Source organism: Paenibacillus sp. FSL R5-0744 (assembly GCF_037972555.1).
Classification (GTDB): domain Bacteria; phylum Bacillota; class Bacilli; order Paenibacillales; family Paenibacillaceae; genus Paenibacillus_AQ.
In genome coordinates, this window is the sequence record NZ_CP150228.1 from 4,337,385 (window position 1) to 4,357,587 (window position 20,203).

At 41.7% G+C, this 20,203-nt stretch carries 15 protein-coding genes; 4 read left to right on the plus strand and 11 right to left on the minus strand.

From position 1 onward, the window contains the following. Positions 1–25: 25 nt before the first annotated feature. The 5 genes from MKY19_RS19190 to MKY19_RS19210 form a co-directional block, all read right to left on the minus strand. Entirely contained in the window at positions 26–1,186 is a 1,161-nt protein-coding gene (locus MKY19_RS19190; RefSeq protein WP_339242203.1) for an amidohydrolase, read from the minus strand. A 20-nt stretch (positions 1,187–1,206) separates the two neighbouring features. Then, entirely contained in the window at positions 1,207–1,878 is a 672-nt protein-coding gene (locus MKY19_RS19195; protein ID WP_042189543.1) for a GntR family transcriptional regulator, read from the minus strand. Positions 1,879–2,121: 243 nt separating this feature from the next. After that, a complete protein-coding gene (locus tag MKY19_RS19200; protein WP_042189546.1) occupies positions 2,122–3,474 on the minus strand; it encodes a sodium-dependent transporter in 1,353 nt (450 codons plus the stop codon). Between the two features lie 210 nt (positions 3,475–3,684). Then, complete coding sequence (locus MKY19_RS19205) at positions 3,685–4,557, minus strand: carbohydrate ABC transporter permease (RefSeq protein WP_076285371.1); 873 nt, start codon at positions 4,555–4,557, stop codon at positions 3,685–3,687. Positions 4,558–4,572: 15 nt separating this feature from the next. Further along, positions 4,573–5,523, minus strand: a complete 951-nt coding sequence (locus MKY19_RS19210) for an ABC transporter permease subunit (protein WP_042132288.1) — start codon at positions 5,521–5,523, stop codon at positions 4,573–4,575. A 155-nt stretch (positions 5,524–5,678) separates the two neighbouring features. Here MKY19_RS19210 and MKY19_RS19215 point away from each other — a divergent pair, with 155 nt between their 5' ends. From MKY19_RS19215 to MKY19_RS19230, 4 genes are all read left to right on the plus strand, one after another. Continuing rightward, entirely contained in the window at positions 5,679–7,490 is a 1,812-nt protein-coding gene (locus MKY19_RS19215; RefSeq protein WP_339265735.1) for a histidine kinase, read from the plus strand. Positions 7,491–7,494: 4 nt separating this feature from the next. Beyond that, positions 7,495–9,105: a response regulator gene (locus tag MKY19_RS19220; RefSeq protein ID WP_339265737.1), complete on the plus strand. Its 1,611-nt coding sequence runs from the start codon at positions 7,495–7,497 to the stop codon at positions 9,103–9,105. 105 nt (positions 9,106–9,210) lie between these two features. Further along, complete coding sequence (locus tag MKY19_RS19225) at positions 9,211–10,890, plus strand: ABC transporter substrate-binding protein (protein WP_339265739.1); 1,680 nt, start codon at positions 9,211–9,213, stop codon at positions 10,888–10,890. 119 nt (positions 10,891–11,009) lie between these two features. Then, complete coding sequence (locus MKY19_RS19230) at positions 11,010–11,546, plus strand: CDP-alcohol phosphatidyltransferase family protein (RefSeq protein ID WP_339796929.1); 537 nt, start codon at positions 11,010–11,012, stop codon at positions 11,544–11,546. Between the two features lie 4 nt (positions 11,547–11,550). Here MKY19_RS19230 and MKY19_RS19235 read toward each other — a convergent pair whose 3' ends face one another. The 6 genes from MKY19_RS19235 to MKY19_RS19260 all read right to left on the minus strand — a co-directional run bounded on the left by MKY19_RS19235 (position 11,551) and on the right by MKY19_RS19260 (position 20,175). After that, positions 11,551–12,147: a DUF1349 domain-containing protein gene (locus tag MKY19_RS19235; RefSeq protein WP_339796932.1), complete on the minus strand. Its 597-nt coding sequence runs from the start codon at positions 12,145–12,147 to the stop codon at positions 11,551–11,553. A gap of 174 nt (positions 12,148–12,321) precedes the next feature. Then, positions 12,322–15,438 (minus strand): ATP-binding protein, encoded by a 3,117-nt coding sequence (locus MKY19_RS19240; protein WP_339796936.1) that lies wholly within the window; start codon positions 15,436–15,438, stop codon positions 12,322–12,324. 157 nt (positions 15,439–15,595) lie between these two features. Next, positions 15,596–16,204, minus strand: a complete 609-nt coding sequence (locus MKY19_RS19245; protein WP_339796939.1) for an ankyrin repeat domain-containing protein — start codon at positions 16,202–16,204, stop codon at positions 15,596–15,598. 141 nt (positions 16,205–16,345) lie between these two features. Continuing rightward, positions 16,346–17,857 carry an S-layer homology domain-containing protein gene (locus MKY19_RS19250; protein ID WP_339796941.1) on the minus strand — a complete coding sequence of 504 codons (1,512 nt, stop codon included), beginning with the start codon at positions 17,855–17,857 and terminating at the stop codon, positions 16,346–16,348. Between the two features lie 148 nt (positions 17,858–18,005). Beyond that, positions 18,006–18,698: a response regulator transcription factor gene (locus MKY19_RS19255; RefSeq protein ID WP_339265751.1), complete on the minus strand. Its 693-nt coding sequence runs from the start codon at positions 18,696–18,698 to the stop codon at positions 18,006–18,008. Then, complete coding sequence (locus tag MKY19_RS19260; protein WP_339796944.1) at positions 18,676–20,175, minus strand: HAMP domain-containing sensor histidine kinase; 1,500 nt, start codon at positions 20,173–20,175, stop codon at positions 18,676–18,678. Before MKY19_RS19260 ends, MKY19_RS19255 begins: the two co-directional genes overlap by 23 nt. Positions 20,176–20,203 lie beyond the last annotated feature (28 nt).

The window sequence follows — 20,203 nt, forward strand, 5'->3', positions numbered from 1 at the left end:
TTAGGATTTAGGTCTAGGAGATCAATTAAGCTTTGACTTGTAGCTTCACCAGCGCTTGTTCTGCCAATAAAGCGAAGTACTTCGCAGCGGGTAAAATCGCAGCTTCATCCACATCGAATCGAGGGTGATGTAAAGCATAGGCTGGGCCTGATCCTATATTTACAAAAGCACCCGGTATCTGTTGTAAATAAAAGGAGAAATCTTCTCCTCCCATTTGCGGTGGGATGTCATGTACTATATATCCGGCATCTGAAGCGACCTCTTTGGTAAAGTCAGCCCATTCGCCATGATTAATCGTTGCTGGTGGTCCTGGATACCAATGTAGCTTAGCCTCTGCCCCAGCAGCTGCAGCAATTCCTTCAATGATTCGGGTCATTTGGATTGGAATCTGGCGACGAATCTCTTCATTGTAAGTTCGCACCGTACCTTCTAATTCCACTTTTTCCGGTAGGACATTCCATGTGAAGCCCCCATTAATTCTGGTGACACTTAACACAACCGGTTCAGTGGTACTGTTTTGACGGCTTACGATGGTTTGTAGCGAGGTAATGATCTGAGCCGCAGTGACAATGGAATCCACACCTTTTTCAGGATAAGCAGCATGAGCGCCGACACCTTTTATCGTAATTTCAAACCGATCAACACCTGCTGTTAAAGCTCCTGTTCTTGTTCCAAAAGCTCCTGTAGGCAGGTCTGGTGAATTATGTAAACCGAATATAGCGTCAACACCCTTGAGTCCTCCTGATGCTAAGACACTCTCCGCTCCATGCCCTGTTTCTTCTGCTGGTTGGAACAATACTCTAACCTTGCCAGGCAATTCACTTTCACGTGCCTTTAACAATAAGGCAGCTCCTAGAATCGTAGCCGTGTGAAAATCGTGCCCACAAGCATGCATTTTTCCAGGAATCTCAGAAGCAAAAGATAATCCAGTCTGTTCCTCTATCGGAAGTGCATCAATATCACAGCGAATAGCTACAACAGGTCCATTACCTTGTCCGATCTCTGCGATAAGTCCGGTTTGTAACGGAAGGTCTAGAATATGAATATTGGCATGGGTCAGCCATTCCCGTAATTTCTCTGTGGTCTTAAATTCTTCATAAGCTAATTCAGGCTCTCTATGTAGGTTTCTACGAACATCAATTAATTGATTCGCTAATGCTTGATCAACCTCATTAAGTATATTCATAGTAAAGTGCTCCCCTTTCTTTATGCTTCCAACTTTTCTTCAATACCTTTAATCCGGTCAAGTGCAGTAGCTAGACTGCTTAAAATATGATCTCGCATTGCTTTTTCAGCGCCATCTTCATTGTGGTCAGCGATCATTTGCAAGATAAGATCATGTTCTTCATCCGCCTGTGTATTCCAATCTCCATGCATGGAGACGAATCTACAATAGCGAAGGGAATGATCTCTTAATTGATTCAGAACTTTCTCGAATGTTTTTAGTTCGCTGATTTCTGATAAATAATCATGGAACTCAAATCCATAGGTTACAAAATTCTGATTGTCGCCAAGTTGGAAGGAGTGTTTCATTTTTGTAATCATCGTCGTTAAATTAACAATATCGTTCTCTGTAGCATGCTTAGCTGCATTTCTTGCGATATAGCCTTCAAGCATGCTGCGAATTTGGAATATTTCTTCAACCTCTTTGAGTGTCACAGAAGCCACCCGCAGTCTTCCATTTGGCTGTCGAATGAGAAAATCCTCGTTCTCCAATCTCTGTATTGCCTCTCTTAGTGGAGTACGACTAACCCCTAGTAACGCTGCCAAATTTTCTTCATGTACAGGTTGATTCGGCTCTAATTCACTATCAATAATTTTTTGTTTTAATGCATCATAGGTATTATCCTTTGACAACCTACGTGATCGTATCGCCATATTTATGTAGCTCCTCATCGATAATCTGTCGGGCAAGAGCCTCAACAATATATTTGTATAATTGTATACAATTATTAGTTTTGAATTGATTCGTGCAATCTTTTTTTATACTATATTCCAATTAATCCACCTAGTCAAGTAGGATTTAGAGGAATAATGTATTTATCTTCAATATCAAAAAAAGCTCTACAACCACAAGGGTCGTAGAGCTTTTTTTGATGATTTTTTAGAAATTGAATTAAATTAAAATTTAATAATCCCTGAAGTATGAAGCAACACCAAGAACACCAGAATCGGCGCAACATACCGGAGCATAAATAACCAAACGCGGAACCAACCTGCCTTAAGCCCAGCCGCTTCTGCTGCCCCTTTCCAGAAATAACCGGCAAAGATGGTAACCAACAGACCGCCTAGTGGCAACATAATGTTAGAAGTTACAAAATCCACCCAATCGAACAACGCTTTGCCGCCAAACGATAGCTCAGGGACCATTCCCAGTGACATCGCCGAAGGAATACTGAGGAGGAAACATACTAATGACAAAATCCAAACTGAACGTTTCCGGCTCCAATTCCAGCGCTCCATCGCGAAAGATACAGGCACCTCAAGCAGAGATACGGCAGAAGTTAAAGCGGCAATCGCCAGCAAGATAAAGAACAAACCACCAAAGAATGCACCAAATGGCATTGCTGAGAAAGCTGCTGGCAAAGCAATGAAAATTAGCGAAGGACCTTGATCAGGAGCAATCCCAAATGAGAATGTCGTCGGAAAAATAATCAATCCTGCGATAAACGCATATAACAAATCTCCTGCCCCGACTGCGAGTGCAGCAGTTCCTAGCGATTGTTTTTTATCCACATAAGAGCCGTAAGTCAGGAGAATTCCCATCCCAAGCGACAATGAAAAGAAAGCATGTCCCAAAGCGACTAACGCAGATTCCGCCGTCAGCACCGAAAAGTCTGGTTTTAGGAAAAAGGCTACTCCTTCGTTTGCACCTGGTAAGGTAACCGCACGAATCATCAATACAATTAGGAGAACAACCAGACCAGGAATCAATACCTTATTAAATTTCTCGATCCCGCCTGATACTCCAAGAATAACAACACCCGCCGTTATAAGGATTGCTATCCCCTGCCAAACAATTGGCATAGGTCCAGATATAAAGGAGCTGAATTCACCTGCATAATTACTGGAACTGAACAATTGTCCATTGAAGGCAATCATTGCGTAGTTCAACGTCCATCCTGCAACAATGATATAAAAGGAAAGAATTAAAAATGGTGCAAGGACTTGCAGAAATCCGACGGCCATCCAGTTCTTCCCGCCTCCGGCACGTACAAATGCAGTAGCCGCGCTTCCACGTCCGCTACGACCAATGGCCAACTCTGCCAACAATACGGGTAAACCGATCAACACTAAACATACAATGAAGAGAAGGAAGAAAGCCGCCCCCCCATTTTCCCCAGTGATATACGGAAATTTCCACATGTTCCCCAGACCTACTGAGCTCCCGATCGCTGCGAAAATAAAGCCGGCGGAAGAGAACCGCTCCTTCTTCTCTGAGAGAAGATTTTTTTCACCTTTAAATTGATTCATTCTTATGCCCCGTTTTCTTTTTTTTCTTTTTTAGACCTCATTATAGCCTATGTTAGCATGATCGTCATATGAAAATTTTCTGAATATTTTTATTGTTTTCAATAATTATCCAGTTTAGCCATGAAATCCATCTAAATAAAAAAAGAGCTACATGTTCTAGTCTGGACTAGAACCGTAGCTCCTTCTTCAAACTCTTTTTCTAAAAAGAGATTATTCTTTTACAGCACCTACCACAATCCCAGTTACAAAGAAACGTTGAAGGAAAGGATAAACCAATAGAATTGGCAAAGCACTTATAAAAATCTGCGAGGCCCGGATGGTTCGTTGTGATAAATTAGCAACGGCTGCCGGATCAAGCTTAGACATATCTGCCTGAACGATAATCGTCTGCATAAACGTCGCTAGCGGAAGCTTATCTGCATCTCTGATATAAATAATACCGTCAAAATAAGCGTTCCAGTGTCCTACCATAAGGAATAGAGAGACGGTTGCAATAACAGGTAAGGAGACCGGTAAATATATTTTCACAAAGGTCTGAAAGTGTCCTGCCCCATCAATAAAAGCTGCTTCCTCAAGATCTTTAGGTACGGTACGGAAGAAATTCAGAAGCAAAATGATGTTAAATACAGCAACTAATCCAGGAAGAATAAGTGCCATCAATGAATTCATGAGACCAAGCTTCAGAATTAGAATGTAACCCGGTATCAGACCACCGCTGAACAGCATGGTGACAACAAAATACCAAAGATAGACGTTTCTTGCACGAAAGACTCTTGTTTCCTTAGACAGCGCATAAGCTGCAACCGTATTTACCACCAGCGCAAGTCCTGTTCCGAGTATTGTCCGTTCCACAGACACCCACAAGGAGTTAAGGAAATTGACATTATTAAACGTCTTTGCATAGGCTTCAAAGGTAAAGCCAATCGGCCAGAATGTGACTAATCCAGCATTAGCAGGTGCGGATGCACTAAGAGATACCATGAGTAAGTGGTACAAAGGTAGCAGGCAGAGCACGGAAAGGATAGTCAAGCACACATTATTGATAATACTGAATATTCGATATGGAATTGTTTTATGGTACATCAGTTGTCATCCTTTCTAGAAAATTCTGTACCCTGCAAATCTATAAGCAAGTCGGTAAGAGACTACGATTAAGACTAAGCTAATTAACGATTTGAATAGATTAACTGCGGTTGCGAAACTGAACTGTCCGCTTAGTAGACCTTCTCTATACACGAAAGTATCAATGATATCTCCCTGCTGATAGATCAATGGACTGTACAAGTTAAAGATCTGGTCAAAGTTTGCGTTGAGCACATTACCCAGTGCCAAGGTGGCGATTACGATAGCGATTGGGATTAACGCAGGAATTGTGATATACATCGTTTGTTTCCAACGCCCCGCCCCATCCACTTCAGCAGCTTCATAAAGTGATGGATTGATACCCGAAAGTGCCGCTAAAAAGATAATCGTATTGAAACCAAACTCTTTCCAAACATCACTAGCAATGATAGTGAACCTGAACCAGTTGCCGTCTCCTAGGAAGAAAATCGGCTTGATGCCGAATACAGATGTGAGGAATTGATTGACAATACCTGTCTGAGCAAGGATATCAATGAGAATCCCTGAAAGTGTAACCCAAGACAGAAAGTGCGGAAGATAAACGAGTGTTTGAATAGTTCTTTTAAGGCCCATTCTTCTTACCTCATTAAGCAATAAGGCGAAGATAAACGGAATAATCAAGTTCAAAACAATTTTGGAGCAAGCAAAAAATAACGTATTCCACGTAATGGACAGGAAATAATCATTCTCCCACATGTACCTGAAATGCTTAAGTCCGACCCACTCGGAATCAAAAAAACCTAGTGCAGGTTTATAGTCTTGAAATGCCATAAGAATTCCGGACATCGGAATATAAGAAAAAATAAAAACCATGATTGCCGCTGGCAACACCATAAAATGGAGAATCCATGGTTGATTAAAGCCTTTTTTTCTTTTTTTACTCGGCTGACTTTCTAGGCTCGCCTGTGGTATCGAGTTAACCTCCATATTAGCCTCCATAGCTCTCTCCTGTTCCCAAAAAAAATATTTTGTGTGTGATGGGGATCTCTGCTATAAATAGTATCAGGCGTTTCTCAGGTTTGACTATATAACATTGTTAGGCTTGATAGGGTTTTATTAGGACAACATCTGGAGGGGCATTTATGAATTTATGGAAGCGCTTTACAATACTTAGAGGAAACTTACAATCTCGATTTAGTCTGTTTGCCAAAATAAACAGCTTGATCATACTCCTATTCATTCCCATCATTATCATGTATACCTTTTCAAATAACGTCACCTTCGAGGTTGTAGGCAAAGAGTTGCAGACGTCCAATACGAAACAACTCACTTTTTTATCCAATCAGATCGATTCTCGAATTAATCAGATGATGGACTTCACCCTTATTCTTTCAAGAGATCCCAACGTCAGGGCATTCAATGGACTAAATGTATGGGAAGATCGTTATGATCAGATGCAGACCAGATATATCCTCCAGGAAAAGATGGTGCTTCAAGCTGGGGTTACAGATATTTGGCCGACCAGATACGCCGTTCATTCACAGCAGAATAAAGATGTCATCGCCAATTACGACAGACCCATCGGGTATGATGAGGATTATTTAAAAGCAAATATGAGTGGAAGATGGACGTATGGTGATCATGGTGTGGAATCTCAAGGCGATTTAAAATCCTTTTACTGGTTCTTAACGGATTCCTTAGCTCAGCCGGGGACGTTAACAGGAAGTAGCCTAGTCATTGAAGCCAGCTTCAGTTATACGAACATTCAGAACATGCTCGATTCGTACAAAGCAGGTGGGCAAGGCGATCCGTTCTTCTATCACAAAGGGGAGAAACCGATCCTCAACCGTAGCGCGGACAAGCAGCTATCCGACGAACTAGTTAATTACCTGGATAATCACTCTCCGGAGAATACAACTCAGGATGTAGTGAAACTAAATGGGAAGAACTATTTGGTCAGTTCTGTGAAATCAGCCTCTTTGGATTGGCATTTAGTAGATGTTGTCCCCCTTTATCAAATTCTCAAACCGATTTCTCTTAGTCGAGATTTATTCTATATCACAATGATTCTGCTGTTTGTTGTGGGAGTATCCTCTTCCATTCTGCTGTATAGAAACGTTCAATATCCGATTAAAAAACTAGTCAGTGGTTTACAGCGCGTACAGCAAGGAGATTACTCCGTACGGCTTCATAGCAATGAGCAAAATGAGTTTTCGTTTCTGTTCCGTCGTTTTAACGATATGTCCCATCAAATTCAAGACCTGATAGAAAATGTATTTAATGAAAAGATCCGTGCTCGAGAAGCTACCCTGAAGCAGCTCCAAGCACAAATTAACCCGCATTTTCTCTATAACTGTCTTGGTTATATTATCAATATGGCCCAGATGAAAGATGAGGACGCTGTCGTCTCAATGGCTTATAATCTAAGTGCTTACTATCGTTATACCACCCGGATGGAACGGGAGACGGCTTCTTTGGAGGAAGAAATCAAGCTCTTAGTCAACTATTTAGATATCCAGAAACTGCGTAATGGCAGAATTGATTATCATATTGATATTCCTGAGGATATGCTTAGCCAATCTGTACCTCGCCTAATGCTTCAACCTATGGTGGAGAATTCTGTGATTCATGGAGTAGCGAAGTCCTATTCATCAGGTGAGATCAAGATTAGTGGTGAGAAGTCAAACGGCTTCTGTAGAATTTATATCGATGACGATGGTCCTGGCCTGAATCTGGATCAGCTAGAAGCATTAAACCGTAAAATGCAGGAGCCTTTGCAGGAGGAAATGGGTTGTGGTCTTTGGAATACAAATCAGCGGATCATTCACCTGTTCGGCAATCATTCAAGTCTTACCTTCAAGCCATCCCCTCTCGGTGGATTCCGAACAGAAATTATCTGGGAAATCCCAACTGAGGATGATAGTTATAAATTAAAGGAACATCAAGGAGACTAACAACATGCAGATGATCATAGTAGACGACGAAGCACACTGGGTAGATAATCTTTCCATGACTAAACCCTGGCATACGCTAGGAATTGAACATGTGCATAAAGCTTATTCCGCACGTGAAGCGCTACAAATTATCGATACGCATCCCATTGATATAGTAATCTCAGATATTCAAATGCCAGAAATGACGGGAATCGAATTGATAGAGCGGATAAGAAAACATAACAAAAAAATTAAATGTATTATTTTATCCGGCCATTCAGAATTCGATTATGCCAAAAAAGCACTTCAAAACAAGACCGTGGATTACTTGCTTAAACCGCCGACTGATGATGAATTGCTCGGAGCAGTCAAAAATGCGATCAATCAATTGAATGCTGAATGGGAGCTTATAAGTTCTCTTAAACGAACCCAGTTTACCCTCCGGGAGAACCTCCCTGTTTTACGGGGGCGTTTGCTACTGGATGCTTTGCAAGGTCATCGTTTTCAAGCCGGTGAATGGGAACGGAAGCTCGTGAGTTACGATCTGCCCTTTCAATCCGGAGAAGCCGCATTGATGCTGGTACGAATGGAAGAAGAATTCAGAGAATTTGATAATACCGATCAAACCTTGATTGAATATGCGATTATTAATATGGCTGAAGAGATTATGGGAGAATTTATGGAAGTCTGGGGCGTTAAAGAGGAACATGGATATCTTGTGTTTCTGCTCCAACTTAAAGAACAAGGAGCTGACCTTGGAAAAGAATCCATATTAGAGAAGCTTTCTCTACAACTTCAATATAAGGTCAAGCAATTTCTGAAAGGCTCACTATCCATTGTAATCACGGAGTGGTTCAAGTTTCCTGAGCAGCTGTCGAATCGTTTTCATCAGGCCTCCTCCTCTTTCCGCCAAATTGTCGGAGATGAGCGAGAATTCATTATGCGGGTCAGTGACTTGGAGCTTCCCTCAGCACAAGGACCTTTAGACGCTCTTTATACCCCACCCTCTTTGATTCATCTACTGGAGAGTGGACATTGGGATGCGGCCGAAGAGAAATTGCTTGCCGTCTGTGCGGAACTGGATGAGAAATGGTCTGAATCGTGGGAGCATTGCATGGAGGCTGGCTTTTTAATTACTGCTTCTTTCACGAATCTTGCACATCGCAATGGTCATACGCTAGCAAACTTAATGGGGACCGATATAGAAGCGTTGCAAAGTGGGGATGCTTTTACCAGCATTAGTAAACTAAGAAAATGGTCACTAAGTGTTCTAGCCAATCTAAAAGAAGGCACATCCAACGAAATCAAAGATATACGTTCCGAGTATGTGAAGAAAATTCAAGATTATACGGATAAGAACTTGCATGATGATGTATCATTACGTGTTCTGGCTGACCATGTAAATCTCCATCCGACCCATTTATCAAAAATTTATAAGATTGAAACAGGTGAAGGCATTAGCGATTATATCTCGCGCTTGCGGATGGATCGTGCCTGTCATAAGCTGAAGACCACCAATAAAAAAGTCTATGAAATCAGCATGGAAATTGGATATATGGACCCTGCTTATTTTATCAAAGTATTCAAACGGCAGTTTGGGGTAACGCCGCAGGAATATAGAGATACTAACAAATAACATGATAGAGTCCTATCGAAACTAAAAATCTCATATAGATGACATCCCCGACAAGTTGTTAAAGTTACACTTGTAAAGATCATACACAGTAGGGGGAATTGAAGAATGATCAAGTTCAAGAAAATGTGGTCGCTTCTCACGGTCACAGCACTTATCACTCTCACAGCATGTGGCAGTAGCGGCACATCTAATGAGAATGCCAAAAATGGTAACGCTACCAATAATACCCAATCCGAAGCAGATGCCGCTTTCGCAAAAGGCAAATACGATCCACCGATCGAGTTCAGTGCCGTATTGATGCCTAAGAAGTATGTTCAAGGTGATACCAAAGAAAACAACGTTCACGATCGCTGGATGCTTGAAACATTGGGTATGAAGCATAAAGATACTTGGTATCCTGCAAATGACGATCAATACAGACAAAAGCTTCAACTTGCCATTGCTTCCGGCGAAAAGCTTCCTGATTTCGTTTTTGCACCAACTAACGCAGTATTGACCAATCAGCTTATTGATTCCGGTCAGTTCATCGCTATCGATGAGTTATTTGATAAGTATGCAAACAAAATTCTGAAAGATCACGTTGCAGCACATCCAGAACTTTGGTACCCATTCACTAAAGACGGTAAGAAATATAATCTGCCGATCCTTGAATATACCGACAATGATGATACGCTCTTGTGGTTACGTGAAGATTGGATGGAAAAGCTGAAGCTGGAAGCGCCTAAGACCATCGCCGATCTTGAGAACATCATGGATAAATTTAAGAACGAAAACCCTGATGGCTTAGCGCCTAAAGATGTGTACCCGCTTGCAATTTCTTTGAAAAACAACACAAATACCTGGATGGGCCAACTAGACTGGTTATTCGGGGCATACGGTACAATTGAGGAACAATGGAACAAAGATAAAGATGGCAATCTTGAATATGGTTCCATTAACCCAGGTGCTAAGCAAGCACTCGCAAAGCTTAGCGAATGGATGGATAAAGGATATATTCACACGGACTCCGCCCTTTGGGATGAAGGTAAATCCGCTGAGAGCTTCACGAAAGGTGCAGCTGGTATTCTGCCAGGCGCCAACTGGGTTCCAGACTGGCCTGCTCCCGATCTTATGAAGAATGTACCTGGAGCGAAGATTAAAGGTTATCCGGTTCCAGCAGGACCAGATGGTTTGATTGGAACCAAATGGCAGAATTCCGGTGTAAATGCTAGTATCATGATTAACAAGGATGCTAAGCACCCAGAAGCTATTTTCTTGTACTATAACTACTTGCTTGATAACTTAGCTAACCCTGCTGCAGGCAGTCAATATGAATATGGCTTTGCTAAAGGTTACGACTGGGATATGATTGATGGACAACCAACAAGTGATAAAGACAAGATTAAAGACTTCTCCAATGAATTCCCATTCTTAACAGGTCCGGCCCGTATTCCTGATCTGTTTATGAAGACTTTGGTTAAACTTGCTGACGGCGAGACACCTGTAACACCTTATGAAAAACAAATGGCAGAGTTCCGTAAACCAGAAAACTGGGCGGCAGGAAAAGTGGTTATGTCACAACTAGACGTTCGTAAACAAAACTACTTTACTGGTGCTGCTACACCAACGATGGTATCCAAATGGAACCTGCTTCGCCAGTCCGAAATGGAAACTTTCAACAAAATTATTTATGGCAAACTGCCAGTAGACTCCTTTGACCAATTCGTTGCCAATTGGAAATCCAATGGCGGTGACCAAATCACCAAAGAAGTTAACGAATGGTTCAAGTCTGTATCCGCGCAATAAGCTTTAACAAACATAGAAACAAGCCGGAGCGAGCATTCGCTCCGGCTTGTTTTTTATAGAATTTGCACTCCTCTGGTAAAATAGAAATAAGATAAGGTCGTATACTAAGGCGGGATTGAATGATGAAGAGAATACCCAATGGAATTACGTTTGGCAGAATCATTTTGGCAATGTTGTTATTATTCCTCGATCCGCTAAGTTTGACCTTCCTTGTAATTTATATCCTTTGCGGGGTCACCGATCTGATCGATGGACCTATTGCTAGAATGACGAACACAACAAGTAGCCTTGGAGCAAAACTGGATTCCGCAGCCGACACGATACTGATAGCGGTCTCCTTATTTACACTATATCCGCTTCTGGGACTTACGCTCGAAATCATGATATGGATCTTCATGATCGCGGTCATCCGTCTAACATCGATAGGGGTTGCCCTCCGAAGATTCAAAACTTACGCAAGCATTCACACCTATGGCAATAAACTGACCGGACTCCTCTTATTTATAACTCCTCTATGGCTTCTCCACATCGATCACACCATTTGGAATGTCTTTGTATGTATCATTGCTACCATATCCGCCGTGGAGGAATTCATCATCCAATTCACTTCAAAACAATTACAATTAGACCGAAAAGGATTATTTATTAAAAATTGATCCATTAGAAGCGGCTTTCACCCTTCGATTCCGACAAACTCAAATAGTCGAATTTCACTGAGCAGCCTTCACCTTGGGGAGATTGTGCGACAACACCTGCTACGCATTCAGCACCTTCCTTCATTCCAAAATATCGGATCAGTGTCCAATTCGCTCCGTCCTCTGAATAGGAGAAGGTAACACAATGATTTTGTTTGGTAATACGCAAATACGGATTGTCTACAGCAACATGTACGGAATTACAATCATCAGACATCCCTTCCCTTGTTACCACAGACACGATTATGGGATACTGTCCGTCAAACTCAAAGCAAATTTTGGCCCAGTTATAATGGTCCATCATAAACATGAGACATCCTGAATCATATTTATGGCGCATTTCGACACGAAGTCTGGTTGTCAATTCAAATGAATCTCCAACAGGTGTAGATAAGAATGGCGCTGAGCTTACCATATGTTTTCCTGCCGGGTCTTGGAAAAAATCCGATTTAGGTGGTGCAATTATTGTAAGCTCATCTAAGTCTGTAAACTCCCTACGCTCGGGGCGATTCATCCAGCTCAGTTGTTCTCTTGTCTCGTTTACAAATAAGTTATTAGTCATTCTAATTCTCCTATCATGAATGATTTTTTGATTACAAATTTTCCTTTCTCTGTAATAATGGCAGGTAGCTTTTATTTTTACAATCAATGATGCAACAATAATGAAATATTCACATAAATTCCTAAAGAAAACACCAAAAAGGGATAACTCCAAGGAGTTCCCCCATGATCACAATCAATCTTTATCAGGTATGATAAATGACACCGTAGTTCCCAAACCAGGGATACTTTGAATTTGCAAGCCACGTCCATATAGTTGTGTCAATCTTCTATCCGTATTAAGCAGTCCAATACCTTGATTCTTATATCCATTCGGATTTAACAGCATGCTGACTTGTGCTTCGTCCATTCCAATCCCTGTATCTACAATGTTAAAATGAACAGCATCCGCACGTGTCTCAATATGAATACGCAGTGTCCCACCTTTAGCCCGACTTAAAACGCCATGTCGAACAGCATTCTCAACTAGTGGTTGAATCGTAAGCGGAGGCATCAACATTTCAAGATTCGCATCTACTTTCCATTCCACATGGAGTCTCTCCTCAAAACGCTGCTGCTGGATATATATATAATTCTCCACCAGCTCAAGCTCCTGTGACAGCGTAACGAGCTTGCCTGCATTTAAGAAGTCAAAACTTATGCGCAGATAAGCTGTGAACGCATCTGATAACTCTCTCATTTTGGCAGTGTCAAAGTCACTTAAGGACATGATCGAATTCAGTGTATTGAAGAGAAAGTGTGGATGGATCTGCGCTTGTAAATAAGCACCCTCCATCCTCAACCGATCATTGACCGCTCGCTTCATAGATGAAAGGGACAAGGCTCGATACTTCAATTCCACCGCATCTACCGGTTTGGTGACATAATCATTTGCTCCAGCCAAGAAGCCCGCATAGACATCCTCCCGCTCACTACGAGCAGTCAGTAGAATAATAGGTAATTCATACATCGTAAACCGCTCGCGGACTAATCTAGTCATTTCGTAACCAGACATACCCGGCATCATCACATCAGCGATGATCAGATCGAATCGATCATGGTTTAACTTATCCAGCGCTTCACGAGCAGAAGTCGCAGTCACCATCTGATATGTTCCATCTGACAAAATATTTTGCAAAACTTTTAGATTGACCGAATCATCGTCAACCGCCAGAACACGAATAATATCAGCGTCTGTATTCGAGAGTGGCTCTACTTCCTTCGCGGAGTATGTGGCGGCCACCATAGTAGATACCTCAGCAGTGATCCATTCACTGAAAGGTGACAATGGGTCCGTATCTTTTTCTATATGAATATCAGAAATGGAAGACTGTACACTCTCATTTACTTCAGGTAATTTGAAGCTGAACTTACTTCCCTTGCCCGGCTGCGATTGCAATAATAATTCACTACCGTGCAGCTCAACCAACTCTTTACAAATACTAAGACCCAGACCGATACCACCTTCACCGTAAGCTCCTTGTTCATAACGCATAAATACACGCTTTCTCAGTGCCTCATCCATACCAATTCCTGTATCCGTAACATGGATCCATACCTGCCCATCCACTTGTTCTGCTGACAGTACAACACTTCCCTGTTCGGTGAACTTAAGCGCATTATGAACTAGATTAATCAGAATCTGTACCAATCGTTCCTCATCAGCATATACACACGGCAAATCCTCATTAATGTCCATGCGAAGCTCCACCTTAGTCCCACCGGTCAGGAAGCGTAACATATCCAGCACGCCCTCAGCCAAGGACCTTACTTGCACCACCTTGATGTTCATCACAATCCGTTTATCCTGCAATCTCACTACATCTAGCAAATCGTTCAGCATGAGCGACATCCGCCGACTGACCATTATTAGCAGTTCCATGTCACGTTGACTCTCTTCATCCAGTACATGTTTCTTTCTTATGAGCACACTCTGAGCAATATTCATAATCCCATGCAAAGGAGTCCGTAGTTCATGAGATGTATTGGCCAAAAAACGATCCTTTAATTTGTTCGATTCAGCCAATTGAGCATTCAGTAACACATTTTGATGGGATTGATGAAAATATCTCCTAAACCAATAGGTAGAAAAAGCAGCAAGTGCAGCAATTAAATCAACTGGATAAAACATAAATTGTGAGGTTCCTGCGTAATAGACAGATGCCCACATTATATTATTAATCACAGCTAGCACTGAACATAATAAAAATAGAGCTCCCTCAGCTTGAATAAATACCATTTTCATAAAATAATAAGCCGTCCAAAATACTGGAATGTAATACAGGATCATATAGACCCCTTTTTCGATCGAAAACAGCACTGTCTCTTCTGGACCAAAGATTATAAATAGAGTGAAACCGAGGAGTGAGAAGATATAACTATAAAAAGCCTTACCTTTCCGCAGGTTCCCAAAGAGCTCTCTTCCCATGAGGAACAGAAACAAGCAAAACCCTATGTATGAAAGAACCTTTAGCTTCAATATCCAGGCAAAATCAACTTGAAGAAACCGGAACAATAGTCCATTATGTTCAACCCCAATAGATACAGCCGCTGCGACCATCATCGAAAAGAAAATAATCAACTCTGTTTTTCGCACATCCATCAAATAAATAATCAGTAAATAAAGCCCGTGGATCAAGAGCAATACCCCTACAATTAGCTGCAAGCCAATGGAATTCCAGTAGACTGTATCTATCTCATGTTGAATGCCAAACTCTACAGACCTAACAATGCCTCCTTTTAACGGTGACCCGTAATTTGACGCTCGAACAAATAGATCCATTTGGTTCTGATCTGTCGGTACATAACTGATCAAGAATGACTTCGTGACAGAAACATGGCCTTCTTTCTCTTCAGATAACTTACCGAATCGTGAGAGGACTGTTCCATTAATCTCCACTTCAGAAGCAGTATAGACCGATTGAAACCAAAAGCTAAGCGGCTCAGATAAGGGTTGATCCAGCAGAATACGCAAATGATAAGTTCCGTATCCATATGCCTTCTCTTGATCTGCCGGATTGAATTTAGAAGTCCAGTTACCCGGCACCTGAAGCCTCTGCCATTTCGTAGCGTTGTTAATATTGGTAGCGTTCACCCATTGTTCAGGATAGAATTCCCATTCACCATCCAGCGGAAAGGAGCTTAGTGATTCAATATCCACCCCACGTAAATCTAATACACCTTGTTTCACAGCAGGTGGATTGGACAACGAAAAATGATTATGCCAGCCCCATCGCACAACAATCAAGAGACCGATAAATACTACTATGTATAATAAATGACTTAACTTAATCTTATTCTCCGAAGTTCTCATGCACGCCTCATTCTTCGATAAATTTAATAGTGCTATATTCCCATCTTCCACTATTGAACATTATAGTCTGATTATACTATATTACGAGGTGGGTAATCCTAGTTTCAAAGGACAAAAAAAAGAAACTCCGTTTTGAGCGGAGTTCCTTTTATTTAAATTATATCGAATCACTACTCTTGTTCATTAGCATTTCTACCATTTCTTGATAACCCCTATTTTGCGCATGCTGTAAGGGACTAATTCCATTAGAATCTGCAAGTTGAATGTCAGCACCATGCTGAATTAACAATTGCACTATTGCCTGATGTTCTTTGCCCCCATCGCCTAGTATGATAGCTTCTAGTAATGCAGTCCAACCCAGATTATTGACATGATCAATATTGACGTCAGAACTTGTAAGAAGTTCTTCCACAATATCCACATGACCACGGTCTGCAGCAGGGATGAGTGCGGTCCCCCCAAACCTATTCACAATTGAGGTATCAGCACCTGCAGCAATAGATACCTTCACAAAATCAAGCATTCCTTCAGCGCCTGCATAAAGAAGTGGATTATCCGAGCGATTGTCGCGGATATTGATGTTGGCACCTTTTTCAAGCAATAATTTGAATATATCCAGTTGATTCGTGTGTACAGCGATTAAAGCGGGCGTTCTACCCTCATTATCTGTAACATCAATATCTGCACCGTCTGTTAATAGTTTTGTTAGAAGCTCCTTATCTCCTTGACGAGTCGCTGCTAACAGTGCTTGGTTCAGCTTATCCATTTCATTGTTCACCTCCTGAGTTGATTGCTGCCCTTGGTTGTTTAACACCTTGAAATCATCGGTCTGACATCCTGATATAAAGAGTAAGAGTGTTAAGACGAGAAAGCGCATGACATTCCACACCTTTCATGTAGACTCGCCTTATTTCGAAGTGAATGTGGCTTGAGAGGTTGCCCATGCGCCTAGTGGTGTCACAGTATACACTGTCCCAGCAGCCAATTTACCGCTATCCGTAATATCGAATACACCTACGGCACCTTTACGACTGGAGAATTTATAGGTTGCAACCCATTTGTCTCCGTTTGGAGCGGTTAGTTGTACACTACGACCCGAAAACAATTCATCACCAGGGTCTTGAGCCAAGGATACATTGATGGATGTATCGCTGACAGCTTCAGCGCCAGAGATTTGCAGTGGCGCTATTTCTTTTGCTTCGAATGAAGGATTTGATATATTGGCCCAGTCGGATGTTACGGTATATTTCACACCTGCTTTCAAGACTTGTCCTTCAGGAAGCCGGAATTTCGGCTCAATCTTACCATCTGTCGATTGTGTAAATGGAACATACTTGGCAACGATGGATTCTCCACCTTCTGGGGTAATCGTTACTTGTCTACCTTGCATGGAAGGAATGATTTGATACGTGATGCCATTTGCTCTGTTGTTCTCATCCAAAACAAATGCGTTAGCAGCACGTCCACCACTGTATGCAGAGATGACATATCCATAGTCAATGACGCCATTTGTTTTCAGAGCTTCAATCTCAAAGGTGTCGTTGGTTACCTGAGTGGTTGCTGTCATATCCACCTTGGCTGCGTTTCCTACAAATGATCCTGCATTCTTACCTTTGTACGTTAAATTATAGGTTGTTCCAGCTTTTTGCACCGATGTAGGAACAATGTACGTTGCAACAGAACCCGATTTCAGCCGCGGCATATTCGTTAAGGTTAGACCGTCATTGAATACAAAATCTTCTTTTGCTTTAGCAAACACCTCATCCTCAGCTGTCAAAGGAGCATCCAAGGTTACGATTAATGTAATTTCATTGATCGATTTCACACTTGTGATTTGAGCTTTATCGGATGGCATTGCTTTACGTGCTGTATTCAGTAAGGCCGCTGTTTCGCCACGTGTTACAGGTCCAGAAGTGGATTGCAATTTATTAGCCCAGTAGTTAACCGATAAGACATCACGCTTCAACGCCTTCGATACAACTTGCACGATTTCTTCATCCGTTACCGTTTTATTAGGGCTGAATTTACCATCTTCCGTTTCCATTATCCCTAAACCAACAAGTACTGACGCATATTTGTAATACCATACGTTCGAATTCACATCGGTGAATGGGGCAGTGTTCTCTTCAGTGCTTTGTAATTTAAAAGTCAATACTACCATTTTCGCTAATTCTGCACGATTGATTGGATTGTTCACACCCATCGAATGATCTGCATAACCCTGTAACACACCTAATCCCGCAAGTACTTCAACGGCTTCTTGAATTTCTTTATCTGATAACTTGGATGCTGCTGCGGATATCCCGTTATGGCTTGATGCAGGTGCTGCTTGTACATTTAACACCGCAAAGGGTAAAGAGGTTGCGCCTAATGTTGCTGCGACCATTAATGCTGCTGCTTTTTTAGCTACGATTTTCACTATATTTCCCCCTTAGATCATTAAGTTATTAGTTGTTCATGTATATAACTGAATGATAAAGGAAAGAAATAAACTCCCCAGAAACGATTTATTAATAAAGTATTAACTAGAGCTTAAAATTATCGAAAATCTTAAAAGAAAAACGCCATTACACCGTAAACCGGTATCCCGCACCCCACACCGTTTCAATATATTGTGGATTCGAGGGGTCCGCTTCCAGCTTCTCCCGTATTTTGCGAATATGAACCGTAACCGTTGCGATATCCCCGCTGGAGTCCATCCCCCAGATCCGTTCGAATAGATCATCTTTGCGGAATACCCGATTCGGGTGACTCGCTAAAAAGACCAGTACATCGAACTCCCGCGCGGTAAACAAAACCTCATGATTACGTACAAACACCCTGCGGGCATTTTTATCGATATGAACTCCACGGACTTGGATCTCATGCTTCTCCATTGGTTCTAGCTTACTAAGCATACGTTCATATCTCGTTAGGTGCGCTTTCGCTCTTGCTACTAATTCACTTGGACTAAAGGGTTTCGTAATATAATCATCCGCTCCGAGGTTAAACGCCCGAAGCTTATCGATCTCCTCTTTTTTCGCAGATACGATAAAGATCGGCACTTCCTTCGCCTCTCTAATACGGCGGCATAATTCAAAGCCATCGATGCCAGGCAACTGCAAATCTACGATAATAAGATTGTAATCCCCTTCAAGAGCCTGCCCAAGCCCCTCAGAACCTGTATGACATATATCAACGGCAAAACCGTTCAGCTCAAAATAATCTTTTTCCAATTGCGCTATCGTTGCCTCATCTTCAATAATTAGAATCCGTGTCATGCGAATGAAATCCTCCTTCGTCAGTCGTTCGCTTTAAAGTAAAGAACAAGCTTGATCCCACATCTGGTTCACTTTCCATCCATATCGACCCACCATGCCCTTCAATAATCTGACGAGCTATCGCAAGACCAAGTCCACTACCGCCTGTCGATAGATTCCGAGAAGGCTCTGCACGATAAAAACGTTCAAAGATATGTGGAAGAGCTTCAGCATCAATACCCATTCCATTATCCTTCACTTCAACAGTCACCCATTCACTATCCACTTGCAGAGAAAAACGGATGAAAGGGTCCGGCTTGTCCATATACTTCAGCGCATTTCCAATTACATTCAGTAATACCCGTTTTAATTTATCCAAATCTGCAACAACCTCAATACGCTCGGAGTTATGGTCGTCTAGATGAAATGAAACTCCTTTATTTTCGTTATGGTAGCGCATCTCTTCGATACAATCCTCAAGGAATGCAATAATATCCACCGCTTCGAACGAAAATGGAACCTGATTCAAATCCAGCTTGGAATATAGGAACAACTCATCAACCAATTTATCCATTCCAATAGTTTTGTTATAAATAATGTCGACGTACATGTCCATCTTCTCAGGTGTATTGGCGACACCATCTCGTATGCCCTCAATAAACCCTTTAATATTCGTAATCGGAGTACGTAAATCATGTGAAATATTTGAGATTAATTCTTTCCGATTCTCCTCATATTGCAGACGAAGGTTCACTGACTCTTGCAACCTCTGTCTCATCGTCTCGAACGCTTTATTTAACTCCCCAATCTCATCTTTGGACTGCAGGTTAAGTTCAAATTGGAGGTCACCCTCTTGAATTCGTTCTGCGGAATCCCTTAACTTGTTCAGTGGCTTAATAACACTTCGTGTAATCCAGCGATATAATAGCACATTCGCAATCACAAGAACGCCAATTAATATCAATGAAAAGATCGGTAACAGCCTCCGTGTGAGTTCCGCAAAAGGGCTATGCTCTTTGATGACGAAAACACTGCCTTTCGCCCCATCCGAATATTTAAAGTCAAATTTGGCATAGCCATAAAATCTTTCTTTAATATTAAAAGTGTTACGAATCTGATAGTTATTGAGATCGTAAGGAGGTAAAGCATCCTTTAATTCAGGTTGATTGAAGGTGCGCGATTCAAACACAGGGTCATTCACTCGCCTTACAAATAGTCCCGCTTTCTCTGTCTTTAGCTTAAAATCATATTCCAGTAACAAATCCTTGTTCTGCAATTCATCTGGGTCATGCTTGGCTAAATACTTTAATTCTAAAAAAATCGACTCTTCTTGCTCCGACAACGGATTTAATTGATAGTGCACTTTATAAAAATCCCGAAGACTATGAACATCTCCAGTTGATGCAATTGTAAATAAAGCTGCCGTCATTACGATGATAAGTAAACTAACGACTAGCATTCCCGTATAAGATAACAGTAATTTTATCCGAATCGACACGACTGTTCCCCTCTCACTAACATTGGAT